Source organism: Chitinophaga sp., from assembly GCF_017745275.1.
GTDB lineage: Bacteria > Bacteroidota > Bacteroidia > Chitinophagales > Chitinophagaceae > Chitinophaga.
Map to the genome: position 1 here is coordinate 654826 of NZ_JAGHZS010000003.1, position 15328 is coordinate 670153.

Sequence of the window (15328 nt, forward strand, 5' to 3'; positions counted from 1 at the left end):
CCCGTTATTTGATAGAAATACCCCCTGTGTTTCTAAAGGACTTACCTATGGCTTGTTGTAACTTGAAATTCTAAATTTCACTATATGAAAAAAGGAATCACTTACATTGCTTTTATTGCAATAACTTTTTTTTCCTGTCAAAAAGAAGCAGCCAAACCTTCTCCTGTTATCTCTAGCCAGGCTAAGATTGGCGTTCTGTCAAAAGGGACAGCCGTTAAGGATGTTGAGCTTGATAAGCTAATGCATAGCATCACTGATTTACCCACATCTGCCCAGGTGGATGCTATTCGCCGCTACTCCGATCAAAAGAAACCGGCTACAGTTAAAAACAATGCACGGATGCAGCCGGGGTCTTTAAGTGATGATTATCCTGGCCTGGAAGAATATTGGGGCGATTACCAATACATCTCGTTACGGGAGCAGATCTCTTCAGATCCTACTTATGATCAGCCTTTCCAACTGGATTGGACAGTAGCCGATAACAAATCTGGTTATTGGAAGGTAAAGTCAGCAGATAAAATAACAGTGAGGAACATTGGTAGTTCATTCATGCCGGAGGTGATTGATTTTGAGCATAACGGATCTACGGCATATTCTTATATACCTATTCCGGTAGACTTTTATGAAACCGGGTATTCACTTAATCCCAGTAGCCGCCCTTTCTATGATTGTGTAGCCAGCACACGCGTTTTCGGCGAGGTTGGAATCGGAATGGTTTATGTAAATATTGATAACACTTGTTTTATAACGCTGTGCTTATAACATCGGCCGTATTGATACATCAACTGTCCGGTGTATTCAACGCTATATAAAGGACAGTTGATGTTATTCATGTTGTAATAGTTATAACATTTCTTATAAATAATGCGTCAGAAAATGATTTCTTGTTACAAAAGCAGGCACCTCTTCTTATTATTACTGTCCTTTCCCTTATTGTTTCAAAGTTGCCAATCCAGGGTATATCCACCTATAAAAGCAGTATTCAATTTATACTATAATGAAAGAAAGGTGCCAATAGGAAGGAATGAGATGTTAATAATTAAAGCGTATGCTTTTGAAGAAGGTTATATGCATAAGACAAGGGTAGATGTAAAACGTGGAGAAGACGGCAGGTTACACCGCGGAAGTGAGCAGGATACCGGTGATAGCCTGATGAATTATGTATTAACCGATATCCATGCAAAGGAGTGTCTTAAATTTGATTTATCATCTCCTCCGGTATTACTGGAAAAAATAAGTATCAGTGATAAGAGAAAGTTGGGTGGATTTAGTTTCCAGGATGAAATGTATCCTCAGTTCCGGCAGCAAATCAGGAACTTTCATTTTGTCGGCGACTCTGTGATTGGTAAGTATAAATATGCAATATTGGAAGATACTATTAGCTTTCAAATAGATCATTTCTTTTATCGAAAGGCAAGGGCTTTTCTTAATAAAGATCTGGATGGCATGAAGGTACATCTGTTAAGCACCGGATTAGATCATTTGTTTAATGGAATTGTAACAAGACTAGAACTTTATGATAATAACGGGCAAAGCGTTGTTATGGAATGGAGTATTGCTGACGTAAACGAGAAAGAGATTGATTTGGCAGAAAAATATATGAGTTTTTATGAAGGAATAAAAAAGCCCACTATGCAATAATCTGAGTGACTTGCAGCATATCATTTTTGCGACAGCGTGTTCTTATATATCACACCATCTTTTATGATCAGCGAAAGATTCTTTTCGGGGTCGGCCAGCAGTTGAAGGTCCTGGATGGGATCACCGTTTACAAGGATCATATCAGCAAGTGCGCCTTCTTCCAGTACGCCCAGTTTCCCCTTGTACGGGCTTCGTTTACCGGAAAGTGCCAGCAGTTCGCCGTTGTTCCGCGTTGCCATCTGAAGGATCTCTACTGGCTTGAACCAGCGTGTCATCGCTACGAGCCGTGCCCCCTGGCGTTTTGCGTTCCTGGCATTAAAAAGTGCATCTGTGCCCCAGGCGAGTTTTACTTTATATTTCTTTGCCAGCGCGTATGCATTGTCTGTTCCTCCATACATTTCGAGCTGCTTTTCGCGGTTCTCGCCGGTTTGAGGGTTACTGTCCTCATCGTCTATGAACGGTTGTAACGACCACCATATTCCCTTCTCTGCGATCAGCTTCGCTGTTGCCTCATCAGCCAGTTGCCCGTGCTCAATGCATTTCACACCTGCTTTAATGGCTACCTGTATGGCTTTCGGCGTGTAGGCGTGTACGGTAACATAGGTTCCCCAGTTTTCTGCCGCTTCTACTGCCGCATGGAATTCTGCTTCTGTGTACTGCGTTACGTCCAGCGGATCGTACATGGAACTAACACCGCCGCCAGCCATGAGTTTCAACTGGCTGGCGCCAGCCATCAGTTGCTCACGTGCACGGAGTAGTACAGCGTCCGCGCCGTCTGCAATAGCAGCGGCTTTTATCCGTTCCGTATAACTGAGCGGCTCATTATTGGCCCGTGGTACTTCATATGGCAAACGAAAATCTCCATGGCCTCCCGTTTGACTGATAAACGCGCCGGAAGGCCAGATACGTGGCCCGGGCGTTACGCCCGCGTCAATTGCATCTTTTAGTCCGAAGATGGGGCCTCCCATATCCCGCACGCTTGTAAAGCCACGCAGAAGCGCCTCGCGGGCATTCATTGCCGCCATCAGCACCACAAATCCGTAGTCTTTCGACAAAGTAGCGACCTGAGTCACATTGGCAAACATGCAATGATAATGTGCATCAATAAGTCCAGGCATAAGGAATTGCCCGCCGCCATCGATGATTGTTGTATTCATGCTGCGGTCAGTCGCAATAGGCCCGGTCGATATTTTGGTGATAATGTTGCCTGTTATCAATACATTTCCAGGAAAGGGCGCCGCATCCTTTCCGGTAAAGATCCGGACGTTATTGACGAGCGTAACGGGTTTGGTGGATTCCTGTCCCGATACGATACCAGGTACGATGCAAATGCAGAAGAGTAGGATATATTTCATATCAAAGGTTTTGGGGCCCGGGAGCCTTATGCTGATAAACAACACCTACCTTTACCCAAAGGTTCACTAACGCAGTTACGGCGTTGCGCTACCGGAAAATCAAAGAAGTCACCAATGCCACCTCGCATACACTTGTCAGAATATTTCTTTATCTGACCATGCCACTGTTGCGCCAAGCTCCTGCAAACCATCAATGTACTTTTGTAAGTGAAGCAGAAACCCATCTGCTACCGGTACATCCTGTTGGGTTAGCCTGGCTAACGCTTCCTGCGGGCCAATATTCCAGATCTTCATGAGATATTTGGCCACTTTTACTTTATTGGGACCTGCGCCTGTAATGACCAGTTTTCCGTACCTGAGCAGTGCAGGGTCTATTTCTGTACTTTCCGCTTCTTCATCGTCCCATTCCTGTATGGTTGTGTGAAGTTCCATCCAGAAAGGATTCCTGGTATCTGTAGAAAGTTCCACCAGCTGAAGACAGGCTGTTTTATCTTTACCAGCCTTTTCCATCTGTTCTAAAAAGAGGGCAAAAGAAACAATATTGAAATCAAGGGCAATGGCATCCCATCGCCCGGCTCCATGTAGTGCGTAATAAACCGGGAAACCTGAGGTCTCTTCATTCAGGTCAATAAAAAATGGATCATCCATCCCATTAAGCGCTATAACGTGCCATCCCGGTTGCCATTTACCTTCTTTGGTAGAAGTCAGATCTTCCAGCGTAATACCGTGATACCTGAACCCACTTTGAAACTCCCTCCACTCCTCCTTCCTGGGGTAATGAAAGGGCAATAACAGGACACCCGTTTCTGTAGGGTTCTCGATAAACTGCATAATAAGCGGCGGAATATTCAATGCCATTATATGTAAGAGTTGAGATTTAATTGTATATAATAATTTGTTTCCTGATGAAAATGTCAATTCTTATTAAATCTGCTATAATAAAGTTCGACATCTGTCCAGCTATCTTTATGTAAAGAAGAAGCCTGGTCATCGCTGAATAGGCTTCTGTATGTTTAGTAAAATTATCTGTTATACCTTGTACCAGGATGGAACGTTACTATGCATGAAGTATTTTCCCGGCAACGTTAAATAAATTTCTCCTAATCTTATAGTGTTTTCCCTGCTGTTTAAAACTTGTATGTGTAATTAAAATTGATCCTGGCACCGTTTCCTTTTACATAGGTCAGGTTATCTGCTTGCCACTGGGATGGTATAGTGAAATAGTCGTTGTTGAACAAGTTCTCCACTCCAAGCCCCAGGTTACAATGGCTGTCAAAGTCATAGCCAGTCGGGAAAAAGAATGCTCACAAAGGGAAAATGGATGAAGGCATCGTTAGTCTTTTAAAAATTTTAAAAGCGGTTTATGGATAATTTGCTTCAGCTTATCGCAAGAATATAATAAGATCACAGCTTCTTTATCCTGACTTTTAACAGGGGGAGTGACGTTGGTATAGCTAATACAGGGATGTTTTTTCCAATTATATGAATACCCGTCTCCTATGCCACTGAATTTTAAATCGTATCGGCCATATGCCGCCTCCAGGATTGGTAAAATGGTACTGGTATCGATGAATTGTAAATATACACCGGCAATATTTCCATCAACTACCGAAATCCCCAGGTTTTGGATCCCCGCAGGTAGTTTTGCTTGAACTAATAGGTAGTCCACTCTGAAAGGGTGAAAGCTGATGCTCATAGCGAAGTTGTCTTTTACATCTTTTATTGGAACAAATCCTTTATAGTGATCCATACAATCGCCCAGGCCGTATGTATTCATTGTGTTTATCAGGATACTATCTGTCATTGTTTGCGATTTGATATTTTGAATGAACCCCAGGATTAATAGAACGCTAAGAAAAAGCATCTTGAAACATGGTATATGGGATTGAGTTTTGTATTGCATAAAATGTTGGATAAAATAAATGGGATTCCTGGAGTTATTTATTCTTATTTACAATTCTATCAATTTTTTTGTTTGAAATGAGCTATGTTAAATCTCCCATAATTAAATATTTTTTGTTGCCAAAACAGAAAAATGTATTAATTTGGATTCCTGACGAAAACCCATAGCTTTTTAGTGTCTCAACGTATATTTATTTCACCCTCAAAAACCATTTTTCTATGGAAACACAATCTCAAACCCAAACGCCTTCTCAAGCCATATCCATCTCCCTGGTAGAGGCTGTTAAGTACGCCAAATTGGTAGATCTGGCGGACATTGTTTACAAAGTAGCAGTACAGAATAATGATACTGCATCACAACAAAATCCATCTATATTAGCCTACAGGACTATCTTAAGAAGTAAAACCTACCAGTTGCTGGTAGACACGAATTTCGATCTGGAGTACAAATTGTTGTACAATATACAGATGACAGAGAATGGCTCCCCGGTATACTTTGGTTTTATTGCACAGAATAAGTCTTCTAAAGACTATGTAATCGTTTTTCGCGGAACGGAAACCATATCTGAACTGGGTTCAGACGATTTAATTTATCCAACGACTTTTAATGAGTTTAACAACAATGCGCAAGTTCCGGTTGGATTTTACACACTTTATGGAGCAGGATCGATTACATCATTGCCTCACGATACCCAACTATCTGCTTCTTTATCAGCTGTTGCAGCTAATCCGGTAAAGTTTATGCCAGATGCCATGAGTGTACAGACTGTAGTGGCAGGACATAGCCTGGGATCCACCATCGCAACCTATTATGCTGCCGCTGTCACCGCTGGACAGGATAAGGATATAGATCTTAGCCTCTATACTTTTGCATCGCCCATGACAGGAGACAAAACATTTACCGACACGTTCAATAGCAACATGGGCAGAAGCCATCGGGTATATAATGTGCCGGATAATGTTCCAAACCTTCCGATATGGCTCGATAATAATGGTAATAACATTTATACACAGGTAGCCAGGGGCTATAAAGTTGATTCAACCAATGACACGAATGTCACCCCCGGCGCCGGATGTGCACATCAATTACCTGTTTACCAGTATTTGCTTGAGAAACTCAATGGCAATACCAATCCGAATATCCTGAACGCAGGATTTTGTAGTTGTAAGTCTTAAAAATAGGAAAGGGATTGGTATTTAAGGAGGTAGCCTCGCTAACAATCTTTGGTTGGAAGCTTATATAAATAAGGGCGACTTCAAAAAAAAGCCTACTCAGTAATGGGTAGGCTTTCTTGGTTGGTAGAAATTATTGTCAATGTCTCTGGGGAATTAATTTTTACACATTACCAGTCATTAGCTTCGCGATTTGTGCTGCATTTGCTATCCCCATTTTATCAAGTACTTTTCGAATGCGGAATTCAAGCTTGTTGTGCTGTTCTTTGATTTTATTAAATTCAATTTGCAGGAGGGGCTCAGAAACACGAACGAGTATGCATATATTTTCATCGTGTGCTGGCTTTAATTCGGTATAGTTGGAGAATTCAATGATTCCATTATTTTTTTTATAGTAGATCCAGGGGTGTCCTATCCATAGTTGATGCCACTTATTTGCTTCGCTTTCGAAAATACTTTCCCAGTCGTTAATGTTTCCAATATCTCCGCAGCAGCTGGGTTCTATGTATGTTATATTGTCGTCTTCTAAAACTATCCCACCATTTATTGGGCTAACTTGTTCTTCGTAATCCCATAATTCAACGTCCTTAAGTTCATCCTCCAGGATTATTGCAAGCTCGTCATCATTGATCGTTTTAATGTCAACGAAATAAGCACCTTTTCTGACTGCTTCTAAACGGCCTAATTTTTTATCTGATATACATTGTTTCCAAAACTGATTCCATTCGTTTGGAAATTCCATCGAGCTTCCCTTAGGGGATTCATAGGCGTTATGACAAAAATTATATGGAAGTATCTCAATGGTATTTATTAGATGCATTGCGCTGCGACTGATTTTTTGATTACAAAAATCGGATGAACAAACATTTTTTACGGATTTCAGCAGATCAGTAATAACCTGCTTTCTCCGGGCTTTTCCGTTGGTGCACGGTGAAGACAAGGAGGCACCTGGCTTTCAGGATGATCAACTGCCAATCTCCATATATGACCAAGTCCCAGGCGTATTGGAGAGGCATCAGGCATAGCCTGGTAATGCAGATCAAAGCAGTTTTCACTTAAGAATGACTCAAAACCTTCGTCCGCTCCATCATATAGTTTTTTGAGTTCGTCACGTATTTCCGGAATGAGTATTTTTTGGATGCCTTGTGAGTTCGGTAATATTTCACTGGACTCGCCAAAGTAAGTACATAAAAAAGTATCAGTGGGGATGGGTGAGCTATCTACGTGAAAAGAATAAACATCCGTTGGGAAAAATGGGTAGGTATCATCCCGGTCATAGTGTTTGATCACATTAAGGACCGGGGATGCGCCATGAGCTTTTAATAGGTTCAGGTCATTTAAAACAATTTCACGGGCAAGTTGTCCTTGTTCACTCAACTGAAGTGCAGCAAGTTCTTCCGGTTCGATTACTGTTATATTTCCATTTTGATTTACTTTTTTGACAATCTCAGAGAAATCGCCTGTTAGTTCACGTGTCCAGCAAATTGCGTTTATTCCTCCGCTAAATGGTGTGGCAACAAGGTCTTGAAAACTCGAGACATAGTGAATGTGTTTTTCTGTGTGAGATGAATCTGTCATAATGGTTAATATACAGTCATTTTAAATACAGAATAAAAAAAACGCCCATTGAGCGTTTTTTTTATTCTGTATTTAAAATGATTTTTACTGCTTTTATTTAATTAGATTTTGAAGTCGTCGTTGGTTTGTTTTTTCCTTTTTGTTTAGCTGCTGTCCAGAAGGCATATAACGCGGTATTGTCTTCCATCATCTGCTTGAGCCTTTCCATTGGAGGCTTGGAAAGCCAGATTTTAAGCTGGAGCTGTTTTATATGGGCTGGTGTGTCGTTCATGTTTTTAGTAAATTAAAAGTATTCAGATTAAGCTTATTAATCCATGTCTTTATGTACTCCCAGTTCAGGCTTTCAAGAGAGGTAAGATTTCTAATGTCATCCATCTGTATAGCAGACTGTAAAGTTTGAATCCATATGAGCTTAGAGATAAGTAAATCTTCTGCAGAAACAACATATATAACCTGGCCATAGAAGTCCATTTGTACTCTTCTGCTAAATTCCATTTGCCTGAACGGATCAGGCTTCAAAACAACAAAATCTGCTTTAAAACCAGTTGCGTGATCAATAATATTAAACATGCTACGGTGTTTTATCGCATCTTGAATTGCATCTTTATCACAATAGTATCCTTCTGCGAAATTTGCAATAAAGCTGTCAATATCCTTAAGTTCAATATGTATAATAAAGTCAAAATCCCGTGTTGCTCTTGGAACAATGTATAAACTCATCGCCACACTACCAGAGAGCATATATGGGATATTGAGTTGATTCAGTATCGCGATTATTTTCTCGAAAAAAGAAGTCATATGTTAGTACAAGTTAGTAATACTTCATTAGCGTAGCAAATTTTGAAGCAGAAATTTGATTATTAATATTTAATATATATTATGTATTATGCAAATGTTAGGCCATTCCATAAGAACAACGCTAACGAATTATTGATATGTAGGAAACTGGGCTATCACCTTACTCCTTCAGCAGATAACGTATATGGCGTCGCTAAATGATAAAGAAGTAGTAGAACTTAGCCGGCTACTCAATAAAATCAGGGCTATTTAGCAAATTAACACCATTGTCATTCTATATGAGTTATTTAAGTCTCATCAGCACATGCCGATGAGGCTTAAATAAATTAGTCAATATGTGTTATATTAGGTAGGTAGATTTCTGAGTAGTACTATGATTTGTCCGGCCCTATGGTGATAATAACACAGTTACCAGAAATCTAATACAACGCTTCGTTTACTCAGCGAAATATAGACAACACCTATGCAATATCAGCCATCGCTTCCATTAAAGTCATATGTAAAGGGATACTGGGTTTTTACCAGTGAACAGGACATGACGAACCAAACATTTTTCCCCAGTGGGTATATCGATTTCGCCGTTAATATATCCGGCGGTACTGCCAGTACTATTATCAATGGACGCCCCATTGATATGCCTAATGTAGAAGTACTGGGACAGCTAACCGTGCCCACCCGGCTAACGGTTACCAGGGGAATGATGGTGTTGATTGCCCGGATTTTTCCCTATGCCAATGCGCTCTTTTTTCCCAATCCTATTTCAGCATTTACCAATGATTCGGTTGACCTGGAAGGCTTGCTGGGAAAGGTATCTGCTGAATTCTACGACCGGCTTATGCAGGCGCCCACTATTGAGCAGAAAGTAAAAGAATTGGATCAATTCCTGGTTCAGCGACTGTTGGGCAGCAAAAAACGCAGCAATAAAGTCACTATGCTGGAGCGGATTTGTAGCCATATCAGTGCAGAAGGTGAACTGTTTAATATTAAGTTGCTGGCGCATAAGTATGGGTTTTCTGAACGCTATATCCAGCAATTATTTCTCGATAACGTAGGCCTTACACCAAGGGTTTTCTTTCATATACAACGATTTAATAAAAGCCTGGAACTGATTCATGCCGGGGAGCAATCGTTGACCAGCATTGCCTACGATTGCGGCTATTTTGACCAGGCGCATTTCATCCGGGAGTTCAAAAAGTTTACCGGGGTAACGCCTTCGGAAATCCGTGCGGGGCAAATGGTTTCCGGGGTATGATCCGCTGCCGCACAGTGGCCTGCCCGGCAGCGGGTAGTATTATTTATTGCCATTAAACATATCTCTGAACATCTTCCAGCCGTCTTTCGTTTTCTTCCAGATCACTATGTATTTGCCTGCTCCGAGCAGTTTTCCATTGCCGTCATACACTTCTGTTAATCCTTCTTCCGTTACAAATTCATTTCCATCTCCATAAATATCCAGGGTAACAATTTTCCCACTCCGGGAGCCGGCAGCATATGCGCTGTTGAAGAATTTCGTAAGACCTTCCTTTCCGCAGGCGGCCGGAGAGCCTGGCATTAAAAGGCAGGCATCGTCTGTATACAGGCTTAGAATAGAGCCATCATTTTTGGCAAAGAGACCAAAATGGGCGGCATTCGCTTTCGCAATGGCCTGTTTGGCTTCCTGTAAATCTGTGGATTGTGCGCTGCTCTTCATGGAGAAGGCAGTCATCATAAGCAGTACCAATAAAGAAAAGGATAATTTCATAAGTTGATATTATTTTCTACAAAGATCCACCTGCGCCTCAGCCGGAAATTGTACAATAACGAACAAAACAGCAATTTTAAGAACGGAAAATTTGTTTCCCTCCCTCTGAGGAATCCCTGCTTTTTTGAATGGCAATCGTAAAATCCTCAAAGGGATGCACACCGGAAACATTGGCTTCAAATTGCATGGATATAGTGGCTATTTCCTGCAACAGCGCCGCATCTTCCGGGGAAGGCGGTGTGAAGAAATAACGGTATACGTGCGATTGAATCTGTAATCCTTTTAACAGCACATCGAAATTGTGAAGCGAATATTGCGCTGAACTCATACCGCCATCACCAGGTAAATGGATCCAGGAAAAACGAATTGAAACGGCTAAAAAATTATTGGGAGCCACGAAGCTGAGTATTTCTGAAATCTGTTACCGGGTAGGATATGAGGACCTGGCATCTTTCTCCCGCTTATTTGCCCAAACTACCGGGATGGCGCCGGGTGAATTTCGCCGGGAAACCATTAAATGAGCCCCATCTAGTATAATTGGTTATGCAATATCCGTTTGATCATTTGTATAGTAGCGCGGCTTACTTCTCCCTTATATTTCTGAAGAATACTACGCTCACTGGTTTGATTACTTAGCTCGCCGGCCACCCGCAACCATTTGCCCAGGAATTCCGAATTCGGTGTCCGGTATTTCAGGAGCCTTCTCACGGTTTCAATAACCACTTTACTCACTGTGCCTTCATGTAATTCGAAAATCTCGTTATTGTTGAGGCCCAGTTTAACATCATCTGCGATCCTGGAATAATCCTGCAGGTATTTTTCGTTGGCTTCCATAACCTGCAGCATCGGGTTATTGCTGAAAACAATATCCGCTTGTTTTTTTGGCTGTCGCTGCAGGTTTTGCAGCGCGTAGTTACGGGCTACGTTATCGCAGATAATCAGGTCATCTTTACTTAATTCAAACCATTCGCCTTTTACGCGTTTATGTTGAAAAACGATATGCAGACTTTCTTCCAGGTCGGTCATATTCAACGCTGCATACTGCCTGATAACGCGGAACATAACGGGCAGATGTGTATGATACGCAGCTAACCGCTTATGCAGGTCCTGCGTTTTGCCAATCTTATACAGGTTTTTTCCTGTGTTCAGAATGTACACACATTTACCGGTTTGTACTTGCTCCATGAGGTGTTTTTCGCGTTGCTGATATGACAATCACGGTATCAATTTACGACTATGATTATTATATACAAAATTCAAATATTGGATTAAATATAAATATGATGTGAGTGTTAAGGATACTCATCGGTTGCAATAGTACGATACAGGAGGGTTTAGTACCACCCGGATATTGCGAAAAAATAAGGTGAAATCCCATTATGGGGGAATGCAGCGCTATGGTAAAGCGATGGTTGTTGTGAACAGGGCAGGATTCGAACCTACGTTACTATACAATCATTGCCAGTGTGCTCGTCAGGTTAGCCACCTGTGTGGGTAGAAATGCAGGAAAATCGCCACACCACTGGATAATTGGATCTGCATTAACTATATAGTGCGGTCCATCCGCTACCTGTTCATATTTATTGGATGAGCATTCACTATGCATCTTCATTGCATATATGCATACAGATGTATGGTGAATATAGTGGGAGTAAGGAAGGGGTTTCGCTGACTCCAGGATAATAGTTAAGGTGTATATGTATGATGATGACAGTTATTTTGAGTTAAAGGATATGTTTGTGCCAGGTGTTTTTTATTTAACAATGCTGTTATGAAAAAGTTCGAAGTAATGGCGGTAGCATCGTATGGTTTTATCAGCGATAAAAAGGAGAGAGTTTATCTATCTCAGGCGCCTGGTGGAAGCCAGATTTTATTTGCGAAATAAGCTGCCTGGCAAGCGTTAACGGGTGATCCGGAAAAGAGGCATCGTGAACAGCTTGCTCTGACATATTCATCAGGGTGCCTTCCTGGAAATGCGGATCATATGGATCGGCAGACTAGCCAGATAATATCCAAAGAAGTGATATTTTTTATAGTTATCAGGTAAATAGAAAAATCGCATAACACTATCGGCCATCCATATATTTTTTCCCGGAAGTTTGGATATGATTTTTTTATTGCTATTTTTATGCAAACGTTTACACTAGTAAACCCGAACAATGAATTGCCTTATGCAAACCAAATTTCCGTCAATAGTTATGCACAAAACAACCTGTATCATGTAGTACGCGTATTCCGTCAGCATTTTATTATTTAACCTGGTAATGCAAACGTTTGCACAACGGCGTTACCCGGACTTGTATTGTATTTTATTCAACCTAATCTAGTTATGATACGTTACCTTAATCGTGTCACGGCCTTGCTATGGGCCGTGCCCCTGGTCCTGACTGCCTCTCAGCAAGGGCAGGCCCAGGTAAAAGAACGTCCAAAGCTATCCGCTAAAGACACCACCAAATTATCGCCGGCACCTGCTTATAACCTGCTTTACCGCCAGCAAAAGCCCGCCGCTACCCTGGCCGCAGTATCACAAATTGGTACTAACGAATTGGTGAAATCACCCGTAGGAGTCCTTTCAAATGCACTGTCAGGAAGACTCGCCGGCTTGTTTACCGTACAAAGCAGCGGCTTACCCGGCCTCGATGCCCCCACCATGAGCTTACGCGGCGTTACTCCACTCATTATTGTTGATGGCATCCCCAGGGAAGCATTATCTATTTCTCCGGAAGAAGTGGAATCAGTCACCGTACTGAAAGATGCCTTGGCTACCGCCATGCTCGGACAACAAGCCTCCGGCGGCGCCCTGTTAATTACTACCCGCAAAGGCAGCCCACAAAGTCACCACATCTCCTTTACTGCTCAAACAGGTATACAACAACTGGCATTCCTGCCAAAGCCTTTAGGAGCCTACGACTACGCCCGGTTATACAATGAGGCACTGGCCAACGACAATAAAATACCCGTGTATTCCCAACAAGACCTGGACCTCTATAAAAGTGGTGCAGATCCCTATGGCCACCCGGATGTAAACTGGTACGATGAAATTCTGCGCAGCAGGTCATCTTTCAGCAGTTACAATCTCAATGCCTCCGGTGGTAGCAACATTGCCCGCTATTTTGTTGCCCTGGATTATCTTAATCAACAAGGACCTTTTAACACAGCGTCTTTTAATACCTATAATACCAACTCAGATTATAAGCGCTATATTATTCGTTCTAATATATCCGTTGACGTTACACCACGACTTAACGTATCACTCAACCTCTCCGGCCGTATTCAAAACAGTAACGACCCCGGTGCCTATACAATGAGCCTGTACGGAGGTATGCTCACCACTCCCGCCAACGCCTATCCGAAAATGAACCCGGACGGATCGTTAGGTGGTAGCCAGGACTACCAGGCTAACCTGTACGGACAGGCCGTAAAATCAGGCTATCGTCCGGGTTATGCCAGGGACGTGATGGCAGACGTGATATTGAAAAGAGAACTGGATGATGTGTTAAAAGGACTGTACATCAAAGGTGTGGCTTCCTTTAATACTTCCTACGCCGAAACAACAGACCGCTCCAAAACATTTGCTACCTATAAGATGAATATCAGCCCCACCGGCGATACCAGCTATCAAAAGTTTGGTAACGATGGCGATCAGGCGAATACCATGCAGGTGATGCCACAGGGGAAAAACTTCTATACGTCCCTGTCGCTCGGCTGGGAACGAGCCATCGGCAGCAATCATTTTAATACTGAAGTAATAGCCAACAGGCAGAACATCGTGAGCGGATCTGCCCTGCCGCTTAATTATACCAATCTCGCCGCCCGGTTTTCCTACGATTACAAGGGGAAATACATGCTGGAAGCAGCGGCTTCCTATAGTGGCCTCGACAGGTACAAACCTGGTAAACGTTATGGCTTGTTTCCCAGTATCGGTATAGGCTGGAATATGGCTAAAGAAGCGTTTATCTATGAAAATATACCGTTTGTATCTTTATTGAAACTGCGTGCTTCCTATGGCGCCGGTGGAAATGCCAATGTGGGCTATTTTGTATACAACCAGTACTATGGGGATAGTAAAGGATATTACCTTGGATCTTCCGGTACTTTCTTCTATACCTCTACTGAAAAAGTATTGGCTAATCCGGATGCTACCTGGGAAAAGTCGCATAAGTTTAATATAGGCCTGGATGCCAGCCTCTTCTCCGATAAGCTGGGTGTCAGCATCGAATACTATAACAACCGTTATACTGACCTGATGCAGCAACGTGGCCGCAATACCACGATTATCGGGAATACCTATCCAAACGAAAATATCGGTATTAACCGGTACACCGGTACAGAGCTGCAGTTAAACTACTCCGGAAAAATGCAGCGCTTTAACTGGTTTGTATCCGGCAATCTTTCGCTGAACAAAGGCACTATCATATTCCAGGATGAAGTATACCGCAAGTATCCCTGGATGAACCGTACCGGCCAAAACATTAACCAGGTGTTCGGATACGAGGCAGAGGGCTTCTTCCAAAACAAAGAAGAAATAGCAGGCCATGCTACCATCGACGGCTATACGCCGGTGCCGGGAGACCTGAAATATAAAGATCTCAACCAGGACGGTGTGATCAACCAGTTCGATCAGAAAGCACTGACTCCAAATAAGCCAATCCTGTTTTATGGGCTATCGCTGGGTGGAAGCTGGAAAGGATTTGATGTAAACCTGCTGTTGCTGGGCGTAAGAAACAGGACCGTTTACTTAGGAGGCGCCATTGAATGGGAATTCCAGAACAACGGGAAAGGCCAGGTATTTGAACATCACCTGGATCGCTGGACACCTGAAACAGCCGGTACTGCTACTTATCCGCGCTTAAGCATCGGCACCAATCCCAACAATCACACTACTTCTTCCTTCTGGATGCAGAAAGGAGATTATATCCGTTTGAAGAATGTGGAACTGGGATACTCATTGCCAACAGCGATGCTGAAACGCGCACATATTGCCGGTGTTCGTGTATTCGTGAACGGTATGAACCTGCTGACCGCCAGCCAGATGAAACACGGTGACCCGGAAACCTTCGGCGGATTATTTCCACTGCAAAAAGTATACAACGCGGGCGTGAATATCAAACTATAACCGGCCGTCCACAAACTACATAAA

17 protein-coding genes are annotated in these 15328 nt (G+C 42.5%); 6 read left to right on the plus strand and 11 right to left on the minus strand.

Annotated elements, in window-relative coordinates; genetic code table 11:
- Positions 1-84 precede the first annotated feature (84 nt).
- Complete coding sequence (locus J7623_RS12215) at positions 85-762, plus strand: hypothetical protein (RefSeq protein WP_291920570.1); 678 nt, start codon at positions 85-87, stop codon at positions 760-762.
- A 306-nt stretch (positions 763-1068) separates the two neighbouring features.
- The gene (locus tag J7623_RS12220; RefSeq protein WP_291920571.1) at positions 1069-1641 is read left to right on the plus strand and encodes a hypothetical protein; all 573 of its coding nucleotides are present in this window, start codon (positions 1069-1071) and stop codon (positions 1639-1641) included.
- Positions 1642-1661: 20 nt separating this feature from the next.
- Here the strand turns inward: J7623_RS12220 and J7623_RS12225 are convergent, their stop codons facing one another.
- The 3 genes from J7623_RS12225 to J7623_RS12235 form a co-directional block, all read right to left on the minus strand.
- On the minus strand, positions 1662-2996 hold the full coding sequence (locus J7623_RS12225) for an amidohydrolase family protein (protein ID WP_291920572.1): 1335 nt from the start codon (positions 2994-2996) through the stop codon (positions 1662-1664).
- 135 nt (positions 2997-3131) lie between these two features.
- Positions 3132-3854 carry a hypothetical protein gene (locus J7623_RS12230; protein ID WP_291920573.1) on the minus strand — a complete coding sequence of 241 codons (723 nt, stop codon included), beginning with the start codon at positions 3852-3854 and terminating at the stop codon, positions 3132-3134.
- Between the two features lie 475 nt (positions 3855-4329).
- Positions 4330-4800: a hypothetical protein gene (locus tag J7623_RS12235; protein WP_291920574.1), complete on the minus strand. Its 471-nt coding sequence runs from the start codon at positions 4798-4800 to the stop codon at positions 4330-4332.
- Positions 4801-5117: 317 nt separating this feature from the next.
- Between J7623_RS12235 and J7623_RS12240 the strand changes: the two genes are divergently transcribed.
- The gene (locus tag J7623_RS12240) at positions 5118-6074 is read left to right on the plus strand and encodes a lipase family protein (protein WP_291920575.1); all 957 of its coding nucleotides are present in this window, start codon (positions 5118-5120) and stop codon (positions 6072-6074) included.
- A 160-nt stretch (positions 6075-6234) separates the two neighbouring features.
- Here the strand turns inward: J7623_RS12240 and J7623_RS12245 are convergent, their stop codons facing one another.
- The 4 genes from J7623_RS12245 to J7623_RS12260 all read right to left on the minus strand — a co-directional run bounded on the left by J7623_RS12245 (position 6235) and on the right by J7623_RS12260 (position 8447).
- Positions 6235-6891, minus strand: a complete 657-nt coding sequence (locus J7623_RS12245; RefSeq protein ID WP_291920576.1) for a hypothetical protein — start codon at positions 6889-6891, stop codon at positions 6235-6237.
- A 59-nt stretch (positions 6892-6950) separates the two neighbouring features.
- Positions 6951-7649, minus strand: a complete 699-nt coding sequence (locus J7623_RS12250; RefSeq protein ID WP_291920577.1) for a hypothetical protein — start codon at positions 7647-7649, stop codon at positions 6951-6953.
- 97 nt (positions 7650-7746) lie between these two features.
- Positions 7747-7920, minus strand: a complete 174-nt coding sequence (locus tag J7623_RS12255) for a hypothetical protein (protein WP_291920578.1) — start codon at positions 7918-7920, stop codon at positions 7747-7749.
- A complete protein-coding gene (locus tag J7623_RS12260) occupies positions 7917-8447 on the minus strand; it encodes a hypothetical protein (RefSeq protein WP_291920579.1) in 531 nt (176 codons plus the stop codon). Before J7623_RS12260 ends, J7623_RS12255 begins: the two co-directional genes overlap by 4 nt.
- A gap of 463 nt (positions 8448-8910) precedes the next feature.
- Between J7623_RS12260 and J7623_RS12265 the strand changes: the two genes are divergently transcribed.
- Entirely contained in the window at positions 8911-9699 is a 789-nt protein-coding gene (locus J7623_RS12265; RefSeq protein WP_291920580.1) for an AraC family transcriptional regulator, read from the plus strand.
- A 39-nt stretch (positions 9700-9738) separates the two neighbouring features.
- Here J7623_RS12265 and J7623_RS12270 read toward each other — a convergent pair whose 3' ends face one another.
- Positions 9739-10188 carry a nuclear transport factor 2 family protein gene (locus tag J7623_RS12270; protein ID WP_291920581.1) on the minus strand — a complete coding sequence of 150 codons (450 nt, stop codon included), beginning with the start codon at positions 10186-10188 and terminating at the stop codon, positions 9739-9741.
- A gap of 76 nt (positions 10189-10264) precedes the next feature.
- The gene (locus J7623_RS12275) at positions 10265-10516 is read right to left on the minus strand and encodes a hypothetical protein (RefSeq protein ID WP_291920582.1); all 252 of its coding nucleotides are present in this window, start codon (positions 10514-10516) and stop codon (positions 10265-10267) included.
- A 37-nt stretch (positions 10517-10553) separates the two neighbouring features.
- On the opposite strand from J7623_RS12275, the gene J7623_RS12280 reads away from it, so the two are divergent.
- Entirely contained in the window at positions 10554-10709 is a 156-nt protein-coding gene (locus tag J7623_RS12280) for a helix-turn-helix domain-containing protein (RefSeq protein WP_366838914.1), read from the plus strand.
- Between the two features lie 7 nt (positions 10710-10716).
- Here J7623_RS12280 and J7623_RS12285 read toward each other — a convergent pair whose 3' ends face one another.
- Both J7623_RS12285 and J7623_RS12290 read right to left on the minus strand, forming a co-directional pair.
- On the minus strand, positions 10717-11373 hold the full coding sequence (locus J7623_RS12285) for a GIY-YIG nuclease family protein (RefSeq protein ID WP_291920583.1): 657 nt from the start codon (positions 11371-11373) through the stop codon (positions 10717-10719).
- A gap of 262 nt (positions 11374-11635) precedes the next feature.
- Complete coding sequence (locus J7623_RS12290; protein ID WP_291920584.1) at positions 11636-11794, minus strand: hypothetical protein; 159 nt, start codon at positions 11792-11794, stop codon at positions 11636-11638.
- A 723-nt stretch (positions 11795-12517) separates the two neighbouring features.
- Between J7623_RS12290 and J7623_RS12295 the strand changes: the two genes are divergently transcribed.
- On the plus strand, positions 12518-15304 hold the full coding sequence (locus J7623_RS12295; protein WP_291920585.1) for a SusC/RagA family TonB-linked outer membrane protein: 2787 nt from the start codon (positions 12518-12520) through the stop codon (positions 15302-15304).
- Positions 15305-15328: the final 24 nt, after the last annotated feature.